The 18,444-nt window shown below is 38.2% G+C and carries 16 protein-coding genes; 11 read left to right on the top strand and 5 right to left on the bottom strand.

Features of this window, described 5'->3' with window-relative positions:
• Positions 1-18: 18 nt before the first annotated feature.
• Together rlmB and GD597_RS02020 are read right to left on the bottom strand one after the other, a co-directional pair.
• On the bottom strand, positions 19-762 hold the full coding sequence (rlmB, locus tag GD597_RS02025) for a 23S rRNA (guanosine(2251)-2'-O)-methyltransferase RlmB (RefSeq protein ID WP_171606143.1): 744 nt from the start codon (positions 760-762) through the stop codon (positions 19-21).
• Positions 763-824: 62 nt separating this feature from the next.
• Positions 825-2,087: a T9SS type A sorting domain-containing protein gene (locus GD597_RS02020; protein ID WP_171606142.1), complete on the bottom strand. Its 1,263-nt coding sequence runs from the start codon at positions 2,085-2,087 to the stop codon at positions 825-827.
• 246 nt (positions 2,088-2,333) lie between these two features.
• Between GD597_RS02020 and GD597_RS02015 the strand changes: the two genes are divergently transcribed.
• From GD597_RS02015 to GD597_RS01990, 6 genes are all read left to right on the top strand, one after another.
• On the top strand, positions 2,334-3,536 hold the full coding sequence (locus GD597_RS02015; RefSeq protein WP_171606141.1) for a pyridoxal phosphate-dependent aminotransferase: 1,203 nt from the start codon (positions 2,334-2,336) through the stop codon (positions 3,534-3,536).
• A gap of 255 nt (positions 3,537-3,791) precedes the next feature.
• A complete protein-coding gene (locus GD597_RS02010; RefSeq protein ID WP_171606140.1) occupies positions 3,792-4,820 on the top strand; it encodes a GHMP family kinase ATP-binding protein in 1,029 nt (342 codons plus the stop codon).
• 154 nt (positions 4,821-4,974) lie between these two features.
• Positions 4,975-5,550 carry a D-sedoheptulose-7-phosphate isomerase gene (locus GD597_RS02005; RefSeq protein WP_171606139.1) on the top strand — a complete coding sequence of 192 codons (576 nt, stop codon included), beginning with the start codon at positions 4,975-4,977 and terminating at the stop codon, positions 5,548-5,550.
• 10 nt (positions 5,551-5,560) lie between these two features.
• Positions 5,561-6,301 (top strand): nucleotidyltransferase family protein, encoded by a 741-nt coding sequence (locus GD597_RS02000; RefSeq protein WP_171606138.1) that lies wholly within the window; start codon positions 5,561-5,563, stop codon positions 6,299-6,301.
• An 8-nt stretch (positions 6,302-6,309) separates the two neighbouring features.
• The gene (locus GD597_RS01995; RefSeq protein WP_171606137.1) at positions 6,310-6,864 is read left to right on the top strand and encodes a D-glycero-alpha-D-manno-heptose-1,7-bisphosphate 7-phosphatase; all 555 of its coding nucleotides are present in this window, start codon (positions 6,310-6,312) and stop codon (positions 6,862-6,864) included.
• Between the two features lie 77 nt (positions 6,865-6,941).
• Positions 6,942-7,859 (top strand): hypothetical protein, encoded by a 918-nt coding sequence (locus GD597_RS01990; protein WP_171606136.1) that lies wholly within the window; start codon positions 6,942-6,944, stop codon positions 7,857-7,859.
• A gap of 301 nt (positions 7,860-8,160) precedes the next feature.
• Here the strand turns inward: GD597_RS01990 and GD597_RS01985 are convergent, their stop codons facing one another.
• From GD597_RS01985 to GD597_RS01975, 3 genes are all read right to left on the bottom strand, one after another.
• The gene (locus tag GD597_RS01985) at positions 8,161-9,051 is read right to left on the bottom strand and encodes an SDR family oxidoreductase (RefSeq protein ID WP_171606135.1); all 891 of its coding nucleotides are present in this window, start codon (positions 9,049-9,051) and stop codon (positions 8,161-8,163) included.
• A gap of 73 nt (positions 9,052-9,124) precedes the next feature.
• The gene (locus GD597_RS01980) at positions 9,125-12,700 is read right to left on the bottom strand and encodes a LamG-like jellyroll fold domain-containing protein (protein WP_171606134.1); all 3,576 of its coding nucleotides are present in this window, start codon (positions 12,698-12,700) and stop codon (positions 9,125-9,127) included.
• Between the two features lie 527 nt (positions 12,701-13,227).
• Entirely contained in the window at positions 13,228-13,494 is a 267-nt protein-coding gene (locus tag GD597_RS01975) for a hypothetical protein (RefSeq protein ID WP_171606133.1), read from the bottom strand.
• Between the two features lie 197 nt (positions 13,495-13,691).
• Here GD597_RS01975 and GD597_RS01970 point away from each other — a divergent pair, with 197 nt between their 5' ends.
• From GD597_RS01970 to GD597_RS01950, 5 genes are all read left to right on the top strand, one after another.
• On the top strand, positions 13,692-14,402 hold the full coding sequence (locus GD597_RS01970; protein WP_171606132.1) for a hypothetical protein: 711 nt from the start codon (positions 13,692-13,694) through the stop codon (positions 14,400-14,402).
• A gap of 38 nt (positions 14,403-14,440) precedes the next feature.
• A complete protein-coding gene (locus GD597_RS01965; protein ID WP_171606131.1) occupies positions 14,441-15,094 on the top strand; it encodes a hypothetical protein in 654 nt (217 codons plus the stop codon).
• The gene (locus tag GD597_RS01960) at positions 15,076-15,843 is read left to right on the top strand and encodes a sensor histidine kinase (protein WP_171606130.1); all 768 of its coding nucleotides are present in this window, start codon (positions 15,076-15,078) and stop codon (positions 15,841-15,843) included. Before GD597_RS01965 ends, GD597_RS01960 begins: the two co-directional genes overlap by 19 nt.
• A 254-nt stretch (positions 15,844-16,097) precedes the next feature.
• Positions 16,098-16,604, top strand: a complete 507-nt coding sequence (locus GD597_RS01955) for a hypothetical protein (RefSeq protein WP_171606129.1) — start codon at positions 16,098-16,100, stop codon at positions 16,602-16,604.
• An 18-nt stretch (positions 16,605-16,622) separates the two neighbouring features.
• Positions 16,623-18,443, top strand: coding sequence for an ATP-binding protein (locus GD597_RS01950; protein ID WP_171606128.1), 1,821 nt, complete (start codon positions 16,623-16,625; stop codon positions 18,441-18,443).
• The last annotated feature ends 1 nt before the right edge of the window (position 18,444 follow it).

Below are 18,444 nucleotides of genomic sequence, written 5' to 3'. Positions count from 1 at the left end.
CCCGGCTAACCTATGGCATTATATTTTACGTTGTTTCATGGCTTCGTACAAAATCATACCTGTAGCCACAGAAACATTTAATGAATCGAAACTACCTACCATGGGAATAGAGAACTGATCATCAGCCGCCTTACTCATATAGGATTGAACGCCTTTTTCTTCGTTACCCATTACAATACAGCAGGGTGTTGTGAGTTCAATATCGTAAATACGTTTTGGCGCCTGCATTTCACTGGTGTACACATTAATACCGTTCAGGTGCAATGTATCCAGTGCTTTTAGCAAACTGTTTACGCGGCAAACCTGTATTTGCTCCAAAGCACCTGCACTTGTTTTTACGGCATCTTCGTTTAAAGCACCTACACCTTTATCGGGAATTATGATTGCCTGCACACCACAGCAAACTGCAGTACGTGCAATAGCACCAATATTTCTAACATCGGTAACTCCATCCAGCATAATAAATAATGCAGTTTCGCCTTTATCGTTTACCCAATCAATCACCTGCTGCAAATCCTGGTAAACAACACTTGATTTATAGGCAATAACCCCCTGATGTAATACATTGGTAAGGCTATTGAGTTTTTCGTTTGGCACGTACTGTACTGGTACATTTTTAGCCGCAGCCAGTTGCCTTATTTCGTTAATGGCATCTCCCGACGCATTTTTAAACAACAACACCTTATCAAGGGTTTGATCACTTTTCAAAGCCTCTACTACCGGGTTTCTGCCGGCAATTATATTTTTCTTTGATTGAAACATAAGAATGCGAAAATAAAAAAGTCCTGCCGTATGGCAGGACTTTATATTTTTTAAATAGGTTATTACTCTATAATTATCTTTTTGGTGTATTGTTCCTTGCCGGCTGCGCTGGTTAATTTAAGTACATAAAAGCCTTTGGCAATGTTTGCAGGTAAAGCCACTTGTACATTTCCGGTAGCATTGGTAGCCATATTTTTATTAAAAACCACCGTACCGGCAGCATTTAGTAATTGTATGGTTTTATTACCCGGTTGCATTTTATCAAAACTTAGTGAAATAGTTTTATTTACAACAGGATTGGGATATACGTTGATGCTGGCTTTTGCGGTTGTCTCATTTTTTGAGGTTACCAGATGCTCAAAAGCAAAATGGCCGCTTGCCAGGTCGGAAGCATTGTAAACAGATTCCACCTGATTAGCTAAGGGGGCAGCCTGCAAATTAGATAGGTTAACACTATAATAATGGTCTGATTTTGTGGCAGAACCAATAATCACATTTCCTTCGGCATCAACAGCAGCAGCATTTATCAGGTAATCCTGAGGTATATTTTTAATTTGTCCCATAAAACTTGCTACCATTGCCGATGGGTTAAATTTAAAAATATTTCCCCGCATGCTGATGATATACAAATTACCAAATGCATCGGCAATCATATCACCTCCCCAGCTGGTGCATTTGTTTTGAATGGAAATGGATGTATTTTTCCGGTCATCCAGAATGGAGCCAAGATCAACAATATTTGTACTTTTTCCTGATGAAAAACGAATTAGATGGCTGCCATCATTGGTTAAGGCATAGCCATAACCGTCTGCACCAAAACACATCCTGGTAATAACGGTGGCATCAACATCAGTATTAATAAATGATTTTAATGCATTATTACGCACATAATACACCTGATTGGTGCCTGATTCAAAATCAAAATACCTTAATTCATTGCTGTGCATTGGCGTAAAAAACAGTCGATTGGTTTTTGCATCAAATGCACTGGCGGCTACCATGGTTTCTGTAGGTGCGGTAACCAAATCATTTACAACTGAAGAATTACTGTTTTGGACCTCTGGTACAATCAGGTTTCCATCGTTATTCACCTGTAACCGGTTGCCTGTAGCCGCATCAACAATAGCAATATTGTTTTTGGGCTCATAAATGGTTCGCAACTCTTTACCAGTGGAAAGATCAATTTCCCTGATTACCGTCCACGAAATATTGTCTTTTGAAGTACCGGTAATAGCATACGCGGTATTTTTTTGCGCACACAAGGGTGCACAGGCAGAAAGGAGCATGCCTAACAGCATACTCTTTTGCAGAGTAAGGGGGTTCATAAAGTGTACAATTTTGGTATTACAAATAAAAGGTGATTAAAAGTAAACCTTCTATATTAGAAATGTGGGAAATATGGGGCTATACCCCGCGAACAAAGAGTTAATTTATGGGTATTTTAAGGTTCAGGGTACAATAAAAAGAAATATCAAACCACTTTGGGGATTTTATACATAGCCAAACTAAAATTTTATATAATTATAAGCACTGTCATTGGCTAATTTACCGGTTTCGTGTAGGTTTGCTTTATGACACAACTTACCATAAGCCAACGCGGCCATAATATGCCTGCTTCTCCTATCAGGAAGCTGGTACCCTACGCAGAAGCAGCTAAAAAAAGAGGCATACAGGTATACCATTTAAACATTGGCCAACCTGATATTGAAACACCCAAAATGGTTTTGGATGCGGTAAGAAATTCAGATTTTAAAATACTTGAATACAGCCATAGCGCCGGCAATGAAAGCTACCGCAAAAAACTGGTACAGTATTACCAAAAAGTGGGGATTGATATTACCCCCAATCAAATTATTATAACCACAGGTGGTAGTGAAGCTATTTTATTTGGCTTTATGGCCTGCCTCGATCCCGGTGATGAAGTAATTATTCCCGAGCCATTTTACGCTAACTATAATGGTTTTGCAGTAAGTGCCGGCATTAAAGTAGTGCCCATTACCTCCTATATTGAAAATGGTTTTGCCCTGCCGCCTATTGCCGACTTTGAAAAAGCCATTACACCCCGCACAAAAGCCATTGTAATTTGCAATCCCAATAATCCCACAGGCTATTTGTATAGTCAGGACGAAATGGAAACCCTGCGTCAGATTATCTTAAAACATAATCTGTATTTATTTGCGGATGAAGCCTATCGTGAATTTTGCTATGAAGGCACTCATTTCAGTGCCATGCAATTGGCAGGTGTGGAAGATAATGTGGTGTTAATGGATACCATTAGTAAGCGGTATAGCTGTTGCGGCGGACGCATTGGCGCCTTTATTACCCGTAATAAAGACCTTTACAATGCCGCCATGAAATTTGCACAGGCAAGACTTAGTCCACCCAGTTTTGCCCAAATTGCCGGCGAAGCCGCCATCGATTTGCCGGACGATTATTTTAATATCACAAAAGCAGAGTATAAAAGCCGCAGAGACCTGATTGTAAAAAGGCTAAATGCCATGCCAAATGTATTTTGTCCAAATCCGGGTGGTGCTTTTTATGCTATAGCCAAATTGCCTATTGATGATGCAGATAGCTTTTGCCAATGGCTGCTGGAATCTTTCGAATATAATAAACAAACCGTAATGCTGGCTCCGGCTACCGGTTTTTATGGTACATCGGGCTTAGGTAAGCAGGAAGTTAGGCTGGCCTACGTACTTAATTTAAGCGCTATAAACAGTGCTATGGATTGTTTGGAAAAAGCACTTCAGGTGTATCCGGGACGTAAAGTATAGTTGTAATACCAGCTAAAGCAGTGATGGCATCGCCTGTTGCGTCGCAAGCACTTCATCGTTCTGTTTTTATGGCAGCAGGTAGTTTATTACTTACAACATGGATGGTGTAAATTAGTGCTATACCTTCTTATTCAACTATTTATGGGTGTAAAATAATTGAGTAGTATTTTTGCCCCGCATGGTTACTGCAGCTGCAGTGTGCGACGCAAGAGGCGATGCACAGCAATCCTGCTGCCGGGTACATAAATAATAAAAATGATCTACAGAAGCAGGGCCCCCCTACGTATTGGTTTGGCTGGTGGCGGTACAGATGTTAGTCCGTACAGCAATACTTTTGGCGGTGCCATTTTAAATGCCACCATTGCTCATTATGCCCATGCTACTATCGAACCCATCACAGAAAATGGCATCATCCTAAAGGCTTTTGATCTTAAACAGGAAAAGCGTTACGAGTGGGCCAGCCAATTACCCATTAACGGCAAATTAGATCTTTTAAAAGGGGTGTATAACCGTATCCAAAAAGATTATGGTTTACCCCTCACTAATTTTTGTTTAAGTACCTATGTTGATGCACCGGCCGGCAGTGGATTAGGCACATCGTCTACCCTTGTGGTGGCCATTATTGGTGCTTTTGCCGAAATGCTAAAACTGCCTTTAGGTGAATATGATATTGCCCATTATGCCTACGATATCGAACGCAACGACCTGGGGCTGGAAGGCGGCCGGCAAGACCAATATGCTGCCACATTTGGAGGTGTGAATTTTATGGAGTTTAGTAATGCAGATAATGTTATAGTAAATCCATTACGTATAAAACAGGAATACCTGAACGAACTGGAACACAATCTGGTACTATATTATACGGATAAAACCAGGGAGTCGGCCAATATAATCAGAGAGCAGCAGCAAAATGTGTTAAACAATAACAATGTTTCTATAGCCGCCATGCACCAGCTAAAGGAGCAGGCACACATGATGAAGGAAGCCTTGTTAAAAGGCCGTTTACACGAAATTGGTGAAGTGCTGGATTTTGGCTTTGAACAAAAAAGAAAAATGGCCACTCATATCAGCAATTCTTTTATTGAAGATATTTATGAGGCTGCCAAAAAAGCGGGTGCAACAGGAGGCAAAATAAGTGGAGCCGGTGGCGGCGGATTTATGATATTCTATTGCCCCGGCAATACCCGATATAAGGTAATAGATAGTTTAAATAATTTTGGCGGCGAAGTAAAACCTTATCGTTTTACCAAACACGGATTAATCAGCTGGTCAACCGCCTCTTAAATTAAAAATAAAAACAACAATATCTTTTAAAATACAAATTGTGAGCCCGGCGCCAGTAAGAACATGCAGCCCACTTGCGTCGCACACTTGTACAAACTGAATAGGTGGCAGTAATAAAATCACATGAGGTAAAAACCACCCTCAAAATATTAAAATGAACCAAACAATAAAAAATATTATTCAGGCTTCCGTAACAGTAAAACAAGACATACTGGGAAATGAGGCTATGATAAAAAATATTGAATCAGTAGTAAATACCATTGCCAACGCATTTGCCAATGGCAATAAAGTATTGTTTTGCGGTAATGGTGGCAGTGCTGCAGATGCCCAACATCTGGCTGCCGAATTCTCAGGCCGTTTTTATAAAAACCGTAAGGCCTTACCTGCCGAAGCTTTGCACTGCAATACCTCCTATTTAACCGCAGTAGCCAACGATTATAGCTTTGATGTAATTTACTCCCGCCTCGTAGATGGCATTGGCCAAAGTGGCGATGTATTGATTGGATTAACCACCTCCGGCAACTCCACCAATATCATACAAGCATTTGAAACAGCGCAATCCAAAAACATGGTTACAGTTGGATTTACTGGCGCCACGGGTGGTAAAATAAAAGACATCAGTCATTTTCTGTTCAATGTACCATCTACCGATACACCCCGTATTCAGGAAAGCCATATCATGATTGGCCATATTATTTGTGAACTGGTAGAAGCCCAATTATTTGCATAACCAATAGCTTATGCAGCAAGTTGCAGAAAATAAATCCTCATCTTCCACCACCGGCGTTAGGGAAGCAATTATTCTGGCTGGTGGTGCCGGCACCCGTTTGCTGCCGGTAATGCAGCATCTGCCTAAATGCCTGGCCCCAATAAATCACCAACCATTTTTACACTACCTGCTTGGTTATTTAGAAAAACAGGGCATTCAACATTGTATTTTGGCTTTGGGTTATTTACATCATATGGTTCAGGAATATATTGCCAATTCCAAATACAATATGCATTTTAGTTTTAGTATTGAGGATAGTCCATTGGGCACCGGTGGAGCATTAAAGCAGGCATTAGCAAAAGCAAATACAGAGCAGGTATTGGTGGTAAATGGCGATACTTTATTTTTTGTAAACACATTGTTATTGCTGCAACAACATACTAGCCATAAAGCCCAATGCACGGTGGCACTTAAACCAATGCAACATACCAGCCGTTATGGTGTGGTAGGTATGAATGATAAAAACATCATAACCAATTTTAGTGAAAAGAAATACTATACAAATGCCTTAATCAATGGTGGGCTGTACGTGATAGAAAAATCTTCATGGCAGGATTTGGTATTGCCAACCGCCTTTTCATTTGAAAAAGATTATCTTGAAAAGCATCTATATAACAATACTATTGCTGGGTATATAGAAGACGCCTATTTTATTGATATTGGCATACCTGAAGATTTGGAAAGGGCGCAAAATGATTTTAAGAACATGTAACAATTGATATGATACCATTTTCAACCATTGATAAAAGCTGGACTTTATTTTTAGATCGTGATGGCGTTATTAACCGGGAAATTCAAGGCCTATATGTAACCAATGTCTCTGAATTTTTTTTCTACGAAGGCACTTTGGAAGCACTGCGCATTTGCAATAACCTATTTGGCAAAATAGTGATTGTTACCAATCAAAAAGGAGTTAGCAAGGGGTTAATGACACTGGATGACCTGCACAATATTCATACAGAAATGATGCAGGCTATAACCCAGTCGGGTGGCAGAATAGACCAAATATATTTTTGTACCGATATGGATGACAAAAGCCCGAACCGCAAACCACAGCATGGCATGGCTTTACAGGCACAGGCAGATTTTCCTGAAATAGATTTTTCAAAAAGTATTATAGCTGGTAATAAATTATCCGATATGCAGTTTGGTCGCAATGCAGGTATGGCAACTGTTTTTATAGCGAGCACCAATCCCGAAACAGCCTACCCGCATGCATTAATTGATGACCGTTACAATAGCTTATTAGATTTAGCAAAGGCATTTGAACAATAAAAAAATCATAAATTATTCATTTTAAACAATAAGCGAACCTCATTTCCGTAAAGGCTACTAACTTGTTACCATCAAATATGAAACAACTGATTTTATTTTTATTGGCAATCATTACTCTCAGGACTAATGCGCAGCATATTAATGCAACGCAATTTGAACAAATGCGCAATGCAGAAGACAGCATGAAACCATTTGCCAATCAAATGATTTTTGCACCAGAAACATCTACCCGATTTTTTGCAGATAGTGTTTTTATACGATCATTGGTAAAAGTCTTAAAAAACAGCAATTCCTTCTACTACCCTTTCGATTCTATTAAAACAGTTTCAAAAATATATGCGCCCGATAGCAGTTTTCGCATTTTTACCTGGCAAATAGAAAAAGATGAAAGCTATTACCGTCAATATGGCGCCATTCAAATGCGCACTGCGGATGGCTCGTTAAAACTATTTCCGCTAACGGATCAAAGTGATTTTTCAGCAACGCCAACGGATGGGGTGCGCACCAACAAAAACTGGATTGGCGCCATTTATTATGGCATTGTTCAAAAAGAATTTGCGGGCAAACAATACTACACGTTATTTGGTTTTGATGATAACGACTTGTTTAGTACCCGCAAATGGCTGGAGGTGTTAACTTTTAACGAAAAAAATGAACCCCTGTTTGGTGGCCCCTATTTTGAATACGAAAACGATACCATCAAGCCTGACCAACCCGTTTCCCGTTTTTGCCTTGAGTTTAAAAAAGATGCCCGTTCAAGATTGGTATTTGATAAAGAATTAGACCTTATCATTTTCGATCATCTTATCAGCGAATCAAATGAATTGGATAAAAAATTTACGCTTATCCCCGATGGTGATTATGAAGGTTTTAAATGGGCCAATGGTAAGTGGCAACATGTAAATAAAGTATTTAGCGAGCAGCCCCTGCAAAACGGCCAATTCCCCATGCCTGTGCCATTGTTAGACGATAATGGCAATCCTAAAAATCAATAAACCAAAAGCCATAATAATACCAACAGCAGGTTTTCATAGCATCGCCTCTTGCGTCGCAATCACTTTATCGTTCGGGGTTTTGGGCAGCTAATCCAAAGATTTAACTGCAATACTATAAGTAAATATCGCAAGTAGCTTCTGTTCAACTAATACATATTATTCACTTCAGACAAACAATTTTTGTAAGCAATTACATTTCCGCTGCATAAAGTGCTGAAAGTACAAGTGTGCGACGCAACAGGTGCATCAAGCATATTCTTTTGTTTGCCCCCCCGAATTGATTCAACAACAAAATGTACCCTTAGCTTTTTACATAATCACTTACCGAAGTTAGTTTAATGGGGGAAATTTTTAGTGCCTCTGTCATATCAATTTCACTTCCGTTTGCAACGCCTAACATTAAACCAGCAAAGGATTCACTGAGTGGGTCCTGGGCTGCTGCTTTTTGTACTTTTATTGCTTCTTCAGGTACAAATTGAAGTTCAAATTTTTTGCCAATGCTTGCCTCAAAAATATGCACCGCCTCAAGCGGACTTAAAGCCTGTGGCCCACCTAATTCAATAATTTTATTATTAGCCAGAGGGTTATGTAAAGAGTTTACAGCAAAAGCCGCTACATCTTTAATAGCTATCCAGGACACTTTGTTGTTACCTTCTCCATATATAGTGGCTTTGGCGTTGGGGTAATCGAACCCAAGAGCGGGGCCCAGCCATACTTCCATAAAACAAGTGGGTTGAAATATGGTATAATTTAAACCACTTTTGGCAAGATGCCTTTCTACTTTTCGCTTAGCTGTTTGCAGCGGCCATTCACCCGCCATGGCGCAAAATGAAATAAATATAAATTGATTTATACCCGCATGTATTGCAGCATCAATCAGATTGGTTTGGCCTTCATCATCTACGGTTTGAATAGAATCACCTTCTTGTCTTGATAAGGTGGAAGAAACCGTTGAAATAATTGCCGAAACGCCCTTCAAAGCATTTACTAAAGATTGTTTATTCTTTAGGTCTCCTTCAATTGTTTCAACACCCAATTCTTTTAAGTGCGCAACCTTATTTGCATCTGATGTGGCACGCACAAATCCTTTTACACGCATATTTTCTGCTGTTAACTGACGACAAATTTCCCTGCCTAGAAATCCGGTAGCTCCGGCTACAAGTATTGTTGAAGAATCGTTTGAGTTGCTCATGTTGTTTTGATTTTTAAGTAAGCGATTGCATTAATGCAATCGCTTACTTTATTAAGTATCCGATAATTTACATTTACTCTTTTACCACTTTAATTTGCTGCATTTTGATTCCATCATAATAGCGCAGCAGGTAAATGCCAGATGCATATTTTCCAATTGTAATGGTTTGGGTATTATCAGTAACTTTTTGTTTTAATAAACTTCGGCCACTTAAATCTGTAAGTTCTATGAAGTTTGAATTTCCTGCTGATAGACCTGAAATGATTACCTGATCTTTTGCAGGATTTGGAGAAACCTTTAAAGAAATATTCGTTGCTACAGCAGCATCGGATGTTGTACTGTTTGAAGCAATTGCAGCTACATCATCGTTTTTAATAGTACCAACGCCAAGGTTATCTGCAATGGTTGCATTTACAGGTGCGGTAAGCAATACTTTTATCTTTTCATTTGGCTCAACTTGTTTATCACCATTAATAGTTATACTGATAGTTTTACTTGTTTGCCCTGGATTGAATTTTACTTTGCCGCTCTTAGCAACATAATCCGAGCCTGCGGTGGCGGTGCTGTCAGCTGTAGAATAATTAACGGTTACGGTGCTTGTACTTGCACTGCTTAATGAAACCTTGAATTTTGCCAGCGTTGTGCCACTATTGCCTTCGGTAATTCTTTTGTCTGCAATGGATATAACCGGCTGGCATATGTTTACCAGTTCAAAGGTATCAGACGTTGCCGGGCCGATTAAACCTGAGCAGCCGCTTGCATCAGCAATGCTTATTAATTTATAATTTGTGGTTGCTGTTGGTGAAACAGAAAATGCAGCAGTAACATTTGACCCGGTGACAAAGACCCTGTTAGTGACATAAGTTGAAACTCCATCAAAATAGGATATATCGAAATAGGTATTTGATGGCGAAGCGCCGGTAATATTTACTGCAAGGTTTGTGCTTTCCCCAGGGCATATGGTAGATGGATATCCTGGCTCAATGTCAAGCGATGCAAAATAACTTGGGCAGCTAGGAACACAACTGGTACCACTAGCCACGCCACCCTGCGATATCCAGTTTGAGGATGAACCATTGAGTGAAAAATTATTCACTGCGCCATTTTGACCATTTCCGCTGGCATCATTCAAGGTAGTTTCTCCGGTATTATCTGCTGATGCAATACCCTGATTAAAATGATAGTTTGCCAGCAATCCAGGTGTGCCGGCCGGTAATTCACAATGCATGCTGGCCTGTATTTCTGCCTGGGTTTTCATCACATTCCAGATTCTAACTTCATCAATGTCAGCATTGCCATAACGAACACCCTGACCAGTCCATCCGCCAATACTAAGAGGTACTGCAGTATTATTTCCCATTACTCCTGTTTCTGTTCCAGATCCATCAAGCACTCCGTTAAGATATAGCTGGTGGCCTCCTGAACTATACACAATGGCTATATGATTCCATCCGTTGGCGGGAGAAGTGGAACCTGTTATGGCATTTGAAATTGCATTGTAAGGTTTCCAAACGATTGTTGCAGTCTTAGGATCAGGACCACTTAATGCTATTATTTGATTGGAGAATTCAAAGTCAGACTGCCTTGATAAAACAGGACCAAAATTTGGTAATGAGCCATCAGCTCCATCCTGATTACTTCCATTCCATTTAACCCACATTTCAATAGTTCCTGATTGTAAATCGTTAAGCCCACCGCCTCCTGAAACGCCTACATAATCATCTATTCCGTCAAATCTTAATGCAGCTCCCGGAGACGCGCAGTTTGTATTATAACTTGCTGTAATATCTTTGCCCGCACTCCAATTTGCATTCATATATGCAGCATCATCCACCTGAATGCAGTAAAGAGAAGGATTGTCAATTAAATCAAATCCTACAAGATTGCTGTTGTTGCCATTCTTGATATTCACTGTAGTTAATAAGGGATTATTCTCACAATATACCTGTGTAAGCTGAGGATTGGCAGATAAATCTAAATCAGTTAATTGATTGCCATGGCATATCAAAGTGTTAAGTAAGGAACAGGCTGAAAGGTTTAAACTTGCAATGGCGTTTGCCTGACAGTTTAAATTAGTAAGTAAGGGGCAGGAGGATACATCCAGGCTGGTTAAATGACCTTGTGTACAAGCTACGAAAGTCAAGTTAGCATTAGCATGCAAATCAATGTCTGGAATATTGGTATTACTGAATTCTAAATAACTTAATGCAGGGTTTTGAGTAAGATCAAGGTTGCTTAATGGATTAAATCCACAGGTTAAGCTTGTTAATAAATGGTTTGATGAAACAATTAAAGCCGTAAGTAGATTATCACTGCAGGCTAAACTCACAAGTTGAGCATTTGATGATACCTGTAAAGTACTTATTTGATTTTGACTGCAATCCAAAGTTTGTAGTAATGGGTTGTTTGAAATATCCAGGGTGGTTAGTTGATTTGTATTGCATGTCAAGCCAATTAATAAAGAATTATTAGAAAGATCTATAGTGTTGATTAATTTATTCTGACCACAAAATAGATTTACTAATTGCCCGCAATTTGAAACATTTAAATTGACTATTTGATTATTGCTGCAATTCAATTGTGTAAGAGCGGTATTGGCAGAAACATCTAAATTGATTATTTGATTGTCGGAGCAATCAAGATAATCCAGAACGTTGCTGAGTGGTATGTTTAAATTGGTAAGCTGATTACCCTGGCATTGTAAGTTCTGGAGATTTATACATGCAGACGCATCCAGGCTTGTAATTTGATTATTGTTGCAATACAAAGCAGTAATTCCGGTAAATGCTTCAATGCCCGTTAAGTCGCTTATGCTCTGGTTACTTACATCCAGTGTTCCTGTAAAAGCCATTGCCTCTGAAACCTGTATTGCTCCATCGCCATCAGTATTAATATCAGGGTTGGTAACCAATGCAGCCAAAAAATTTGCATCAGGTATATTTACATTGTACGCATTATTACTGCAAATTGCGTTATAACTGGCTGAGGCATCTTTTTTTGTACCCCAGTTTGCATCCATATAGGCAGGATCATCTACCTGAATGCAGGTCAGTAAAGGATTTCCTAACGCATAAAAATTGGTAAGCTGTGTATTGTGCCCATTTTTAATATTTAAATTGGCAAGCTTCGAATTTAACCCACAGTTAAAAAATGCGAAAGTTATATTATGAGAAACATCAAGACTGGTTATCAAAGTATTCTGGCAAAGAAAAAAAGTAAATATTGTATTAGCCGGCACATTAATAGTAGCTAACGGACAATTATAACAATAGAAATTATCTAAAAGGCTATTTAATGAAAGATCCAGGCTGGTTACCTGGCAATCTGAAATACGAATATTGGTAAGTTTTGTATTATGGGTAAGATCAATTACAGAAACATTATTAAATTCACAGTCAAAACCCGTGGCATTAATAAATGCTTCTACGCCAGTTAAATTATTAATCCCTAAACCGCCACCAATAGTTCCCGTATAGGCTTCGGCTTCTGTGGTCTGTATTTCGCCATCTAAATTGGTATTAATAGCTGTATTGGCAACCAAACTTGCTTTAAAAGTTGCATCAGGGATATTTACATTCTGTGCTTGTACACAATGTACTGATAAGAATGAGGCGATTAAAAGAATGATTAAGTAATAATGCTTTTTCATATTGTACAATTTTGTTTGCCTACTCTGTATTCCGGTTTTCGGCTTCGCCGGTTTTGGTTTATTGGGGGGATAGATTAGTTTTTGTTTTGGTAATTTCTTCTATACAAACCTACATTCAACATCAACGCAAGACAATCGGGGAAAACGGTGGTTTTTAGAAATACCGGAAAACAGTGAGTTTTATATATGCCCACCTTCTTCAGGCTTTTTAAAAACCATCTTTTAGCCGGGCATAAGTATTTCTATTACACTTTTCTTGCGTCGCACACTTGTACAGGCTGATTATAAATTAGGCTTTCAACAGCCGCTGCACATTGCCATTATTTGCTTACACACAGGCACAAGAATTTACCTTAGCCACTTTTGCAGCTTATTTAATTTGCCTGTTTTTATTTGCTGAATAATGTGATAAACGTACAAGAGTGCGACGCAACGGCAGGCAAAATACGATTCCAAGTTTGGCACATATTTTCCCAGAAGATGTAAAAAAAAAAGGTTGTCTTTAAAAAGACAACCTTTCCTGTTACTCAATTAGTTACCCGATCCAGATGCCCTTCTTTGGTAAGCACAAATTCATCACTGTTTGAGTAAACACGCCCCGCCGCAACTATTTGCCCACCGAAAATGCCATTACTTTTCATTTCCATTTTAAAATAACCGGCCGGGTGATCGTATTGAAGCGATTCACCATAGGAAAGATTACCTTCCATAAGGCCTACAAAATACATGGCATCTTCCCTGTTAAATGTGCGCCAGAACACTGTTCCGTTTTCATACTTTGATGTGATTTTCATAAATGACTTTTTTAATAATTAAGTGTTTAAATACAACACAAACCTACTGCTGTAAATAACAAAAGTCAATCGGGGGAAATAGTGGTTTTTAGAAATACCGGAAAAATGGTATTTATTAACGAAGTGATTTTTGTATGCTGCACCATGTTTATTTTTATAACTCTTTAAAAAAATTATTAAACCCAAAACAAAATTTTATGAACAAAGTATTTCCTGTAATTAGTATTTTATTATTGATTGCCGCCGGATATGAACTTTTGAAAATAAATACCCTTACTGAAGAAAATAACAATCTGAAGGAACAAGTTGTAAAAGCAGCAAAAAACGGCTGCGATGTATGTAAAGACTCGACGTCATACCCGGCCTTTAATTACCTGGAGGTAAAAACGATAAAGGATATGGCAAAACTTTACCAGGGGCCATTAAATTTAAGAAGGCTAGTAACCCAAAGTAATGGCAACAATGTAGATGATGCAAATTCTATCTGGTTCCCGCTTGATGCACTGAAACAGTTTATATGGGAAATACAGAAAGATACTTGTGGAAAAGCCTGCGATGGCGTGCCCCTGGAGTTGGGAGTAAGGATTTATTATGCAAGGTATCCAAAGGTAGATTCGGTCGATGTTTCGGGGAAAGAGGTATATCCCGATTTAAACAATATTGTAAGTTCGGAATATGAAAATATGCATACCGCTTTTTTGATACCGACTTATGATTCATCAGGCTACCAGAAAGATTTTGACCCGAGATATTTTGACCCGAAAAATAGATGTTCTTTTACCACGATAAATCCGGATGCATGGCCCGCTGCCAAGAGGATATTAGTGCTGGCACCCTCAAATTACACAGCAAAAAACCACGGAGGCCTTTGCCCGCCGCTTACCAATTGCAAGGGTTCTGCTTTTTAGCAATTAAGAGCAATAAAAGTTTTTCTAAAATATAGACGATGACCGGATCCACTCTTGTATTATTCACCAAATGGCTGGTAGCTGCAGAAGCCCTTGCTGCTATATCCGGAATTCTTACATGGAAAAAGTGGAAAGATTGTTATTTAAAATGGCTGCCTTTTTATCTTGCTGTAATCAGTGTTCTTGAAATAGTTAACCGTACACTGGAGCATTATAGTAAATTCGATACAGCCAATGTAATTACCGGGGTCGAAGTTATATTTGAAGTGTTTTTTATCAACTGGTTTTTTTATAAAACACTCGCCACAAATAAACATAAGATAATAATAGCCGGCTGCACTTTTTATACCATTTCGTGTATTTTTGAGAGAACTTTTTTTATTGATACAGGTTATTATTTCGCATCACTTTCCTATACTGTGGGCAATCTTTTTATTTTGATTTACCTGATACTTTTTTTTATAGAACTGGTAAACTCAGATAAATTATTAAACTTTAAAAAGCTTACTGTATTTTGGATAGCGCTTGGCATGCTGATGTTTTATCTGGGTACTTTTCCTTTCTACGGATTGTATAATGAACTTGCAAAAGATCTTAATCTGTTTGTGCCTTTGGCCTGGATTTCCACTTCTTTAAACTATAGTATGTACCTCCTTTTTACAATTGCATTTATATGGGGCAAACCGCAATAATTATATATATCGTTATAAGTACCATCATTTTTCTGGTGTTTATTACAGGGTTATTCCTGTTTATTTTTCAATACAGAAAGCGGCAAATTATGCATGAGAATGAGAAGCAGTTACTCGCCATGAACTATATCATCCAGGGCCAGGAAGCAGAACGAAGCCGTATGGCCAAAGACTTACACGATGGGCTGGGCGGTATGTTGAGCGGCATAAAATTAAATTTATCATCTATGAAAGGGAACATGATTATTCAGGAAACAGATGCGCAACTGTTTACTAAATCTATAACACAGTTGGATAATGCCATTGCAGAAATGCGCCGTGTGGCACATAATATGATGCCTGAAGCTTTACTGAAATTTGGTTTAGGAGAAGCCATACAAGATTACTGCGACAGCATTAATGAAAGCAACACGGTAAAAATGAAATACACGCAGCTGGGGTTGCAGCAACCTTTAGAAAAATCAACTGAAGTAATTCTTTATCGTATAGTACAAGAACTTTGCAACAATGCCATAAAACATGCAGCATCCAAAAATATTTTTATCCAATTAACCATACATGAGCGCGGCATAACACTTACAGTAGAAGATGATGGTAAAGGTTTTGATTCAACGCAAGTATCAACTTTAAAAGGAGCAGGCTTACAAAATGTACAATCAAGAGTTGATTATTTAAAAGGCGTTTTAAATATTGAATCAGAAGCAGGTAAAGGCACATCAGTTAATATAGAAATACTTGGAAACGTCTAATAATTTAATAAAGTGAATGAAAAGCAGATTTTATTTTTTGATACAAACGACTGTATTTTATGGCAACATAGTTGCGTCGCAATCACTTTATCTGCAGATCATTTGGCAGCAATTGAAGCCTTTTTAAGTTGGTGTTTTAAAAGCTTAATACATGATCCGAACAATGAATGTAATGCGACGCAACGAAGCTTAATCATAATATAAAAAGCTGGTAACAAAAGTTATTTAAACAAAAACAAATAAAAATTTAAAACATGTACAAACAGCATTTAATTAATAACATTGAAAAAGAAATAAATATTTGCCGCAGGCTATATACAAAAATCCCGACTGATGGAATGAACTATGCACCGGGTGAGGGAGTAAGAAGTATCCTTGAATTATTGCAGTACTTAAGTATAGCCGGAACATTTATGCCCGATTATTGGCTGAATAAAAATGAAACCGATTTTGGAGCATTTTACGGATTAAAAATTGCTACTTCCAAAACCATGCCTCATGAACAATTTTCAACTGTTATGGATGAGCAAATAATAATTATAAAAAGTCTTTTTAGCCAAATAAGTGAGGACGATTTGCTTCACAAAGAAGTAACTTATCCATGGAGTGGCGAAAAGGCACCTTTAGGAGAAGCGATCATTGCTACAAGCATTAAATGGCTTGCCGCATATAAGCTGCAGCTTTTTTTATACATAAAACTAAGTGGAAATAAGCAATTAGCTACTGCTGATGCATGGGCACTTACTGATTTGTCGTTATAATACTTAATTAAGGTTGCTATGGATGATTCTATTGATGCTCAGGTGCTGAAAGATAAAATTGACCAGCTTAATAAACAGGCATGGGAGAACAGGGTAAATGATTCTACTGGAGCACATACCCTGAGTAATGAAGCTATTGAGCTTTCAGAAGGCATTGACTATGTAAAAGGAAAAGCAGAAGGCTACCGAACTTTTGCATTTAGCCTTATACGTTTGTCAAAGCATCATGAAGCACTTGAGTATTGTAAAAAGGCGCTGGTATTATTTGAATTTCTCAATGACCTTAACGGGCAAGCGTCGATATATATTTATTTTGGCATCATTCAACGCTATTGGGGGGAATATAGTACTTCGTTAGAGTTGATTTCTAAATCCCTAAAATTAACACAACAAACCGGGAACAAAGAAAACGAAACACTCATTTATTATCATTTAGGCGTAACCTATAAATATTTAGGCGATTATGAAAGTGCCTTGAATTATTTATTACAAAGCTTGTCTGTAAGCCAGTCTCAATCTATTAATTATTGGGCTAACCCTTATTGTTTAAATCAAATTGGCCTCATTTATTTTGAGACAGAAGACTTTGCCAATGCGCTGAAATATTACCAGCAAAGCCTTCCAGTTACACAGAATACTGGTGACAAATGGGGAGAAGCTGGTAGCCTTGATAATATTGGCTTTTGCCATTTCAAAATGAAGCATTTTGAAAATGCGATTGAGTTTTGTTCGCAGGCTTTATCCATTTCCAAAGTCATAGATGATAAAAAAGGGCAAAGTAATGCGCTTTTTCATTTGGGAAATATATACAAGGAGGCCGGGGATTATAATAAAGCTTCAGAATATTCTAACAGTTGTATAATTATCCGCAGGGAAATTGGTGACAAGAAAGGAGAAGCAGAAATATTATTATTTCTGGCAGATCTATGTGTAAAGGAAAATTCTAAGGAGCAAACGCCACAACAGGTATTTGAGTTACTAAACAAAGCCCTGCAAATGGGTGAAGAAATTAAAGCTGTAGATATGCTTGCTAAAATTCATTTAGGATATTATGAAGCCTGTAAACATTTCAACCGTTACCAGGAAGCGATTACACATATAGAAAAATATATGAGCCTTTCTAAAAAAATTGACAGTGATGCAATCAATGAAAAGATTAAAAATCTCGATATTTCATTAAAAGCCGCAGAAACAGATAAAAAATTGGTACAAACATTACTCGAAAACCAAAAGATTGTAGAGGTAGAAAGAACCCGTATCGCAAAAGACCTGCATGATGGTTTGGGTGGTTTGTTATCAGGTATAAAATTAACCTTAAGCAGCATGAAAGGCAACGTGGTAGTATCGGGTGAAAATGCCAATACTTTTAATAGAGCTATCAACCAGCTTGATAATACAATTGTGGAAATGAGAAGAGTCGCACACAGTATGATGCCAGAAGCGCTATTAAAATTTGGCCTCTCCGAAGCTATTGAAGATTATTGCGATGGTATAAATGAAAGCAACAGGGTAAAAATGAAATTCACGCAATTGGGATTACAACAGAATTTGGAAAAATCAACTGAAGTGATTCTTTATCGCATAATCCAGGAACTAAGTAATAATGCCATTAAACATGCACAATCGGAAAATATTTTTATACAACTTGCAAGTCATGAACTCGGCATAACACTTACTGTTGAAGATGATGGTCAGGGTTTTGATGCCCTTCACCTTTCTACCTTTAAAGGTGATGGCTTAAAAAACGTACAATCAAGGGTGGATTATTTAAAGGGAAATTTTGAAATACAATCATCGCCCGGCAAAGGCAGTTCGTTTACCATTGAAATACCTGTTTAAT

It is taken from the genome of Limnovirga soli (genome assembly GCF_013106755.1).
In the GTDB taxonomy this organism is placed as follows: Bacteria; Bacteroidota; Bacteroidia; order Chitinophagales; family Chitinophagaceae; genus Limnovirga; species Limnovirga soli.
This window is presented reverse-complemented; position numbering and strand designations above follow the sequence as displayed.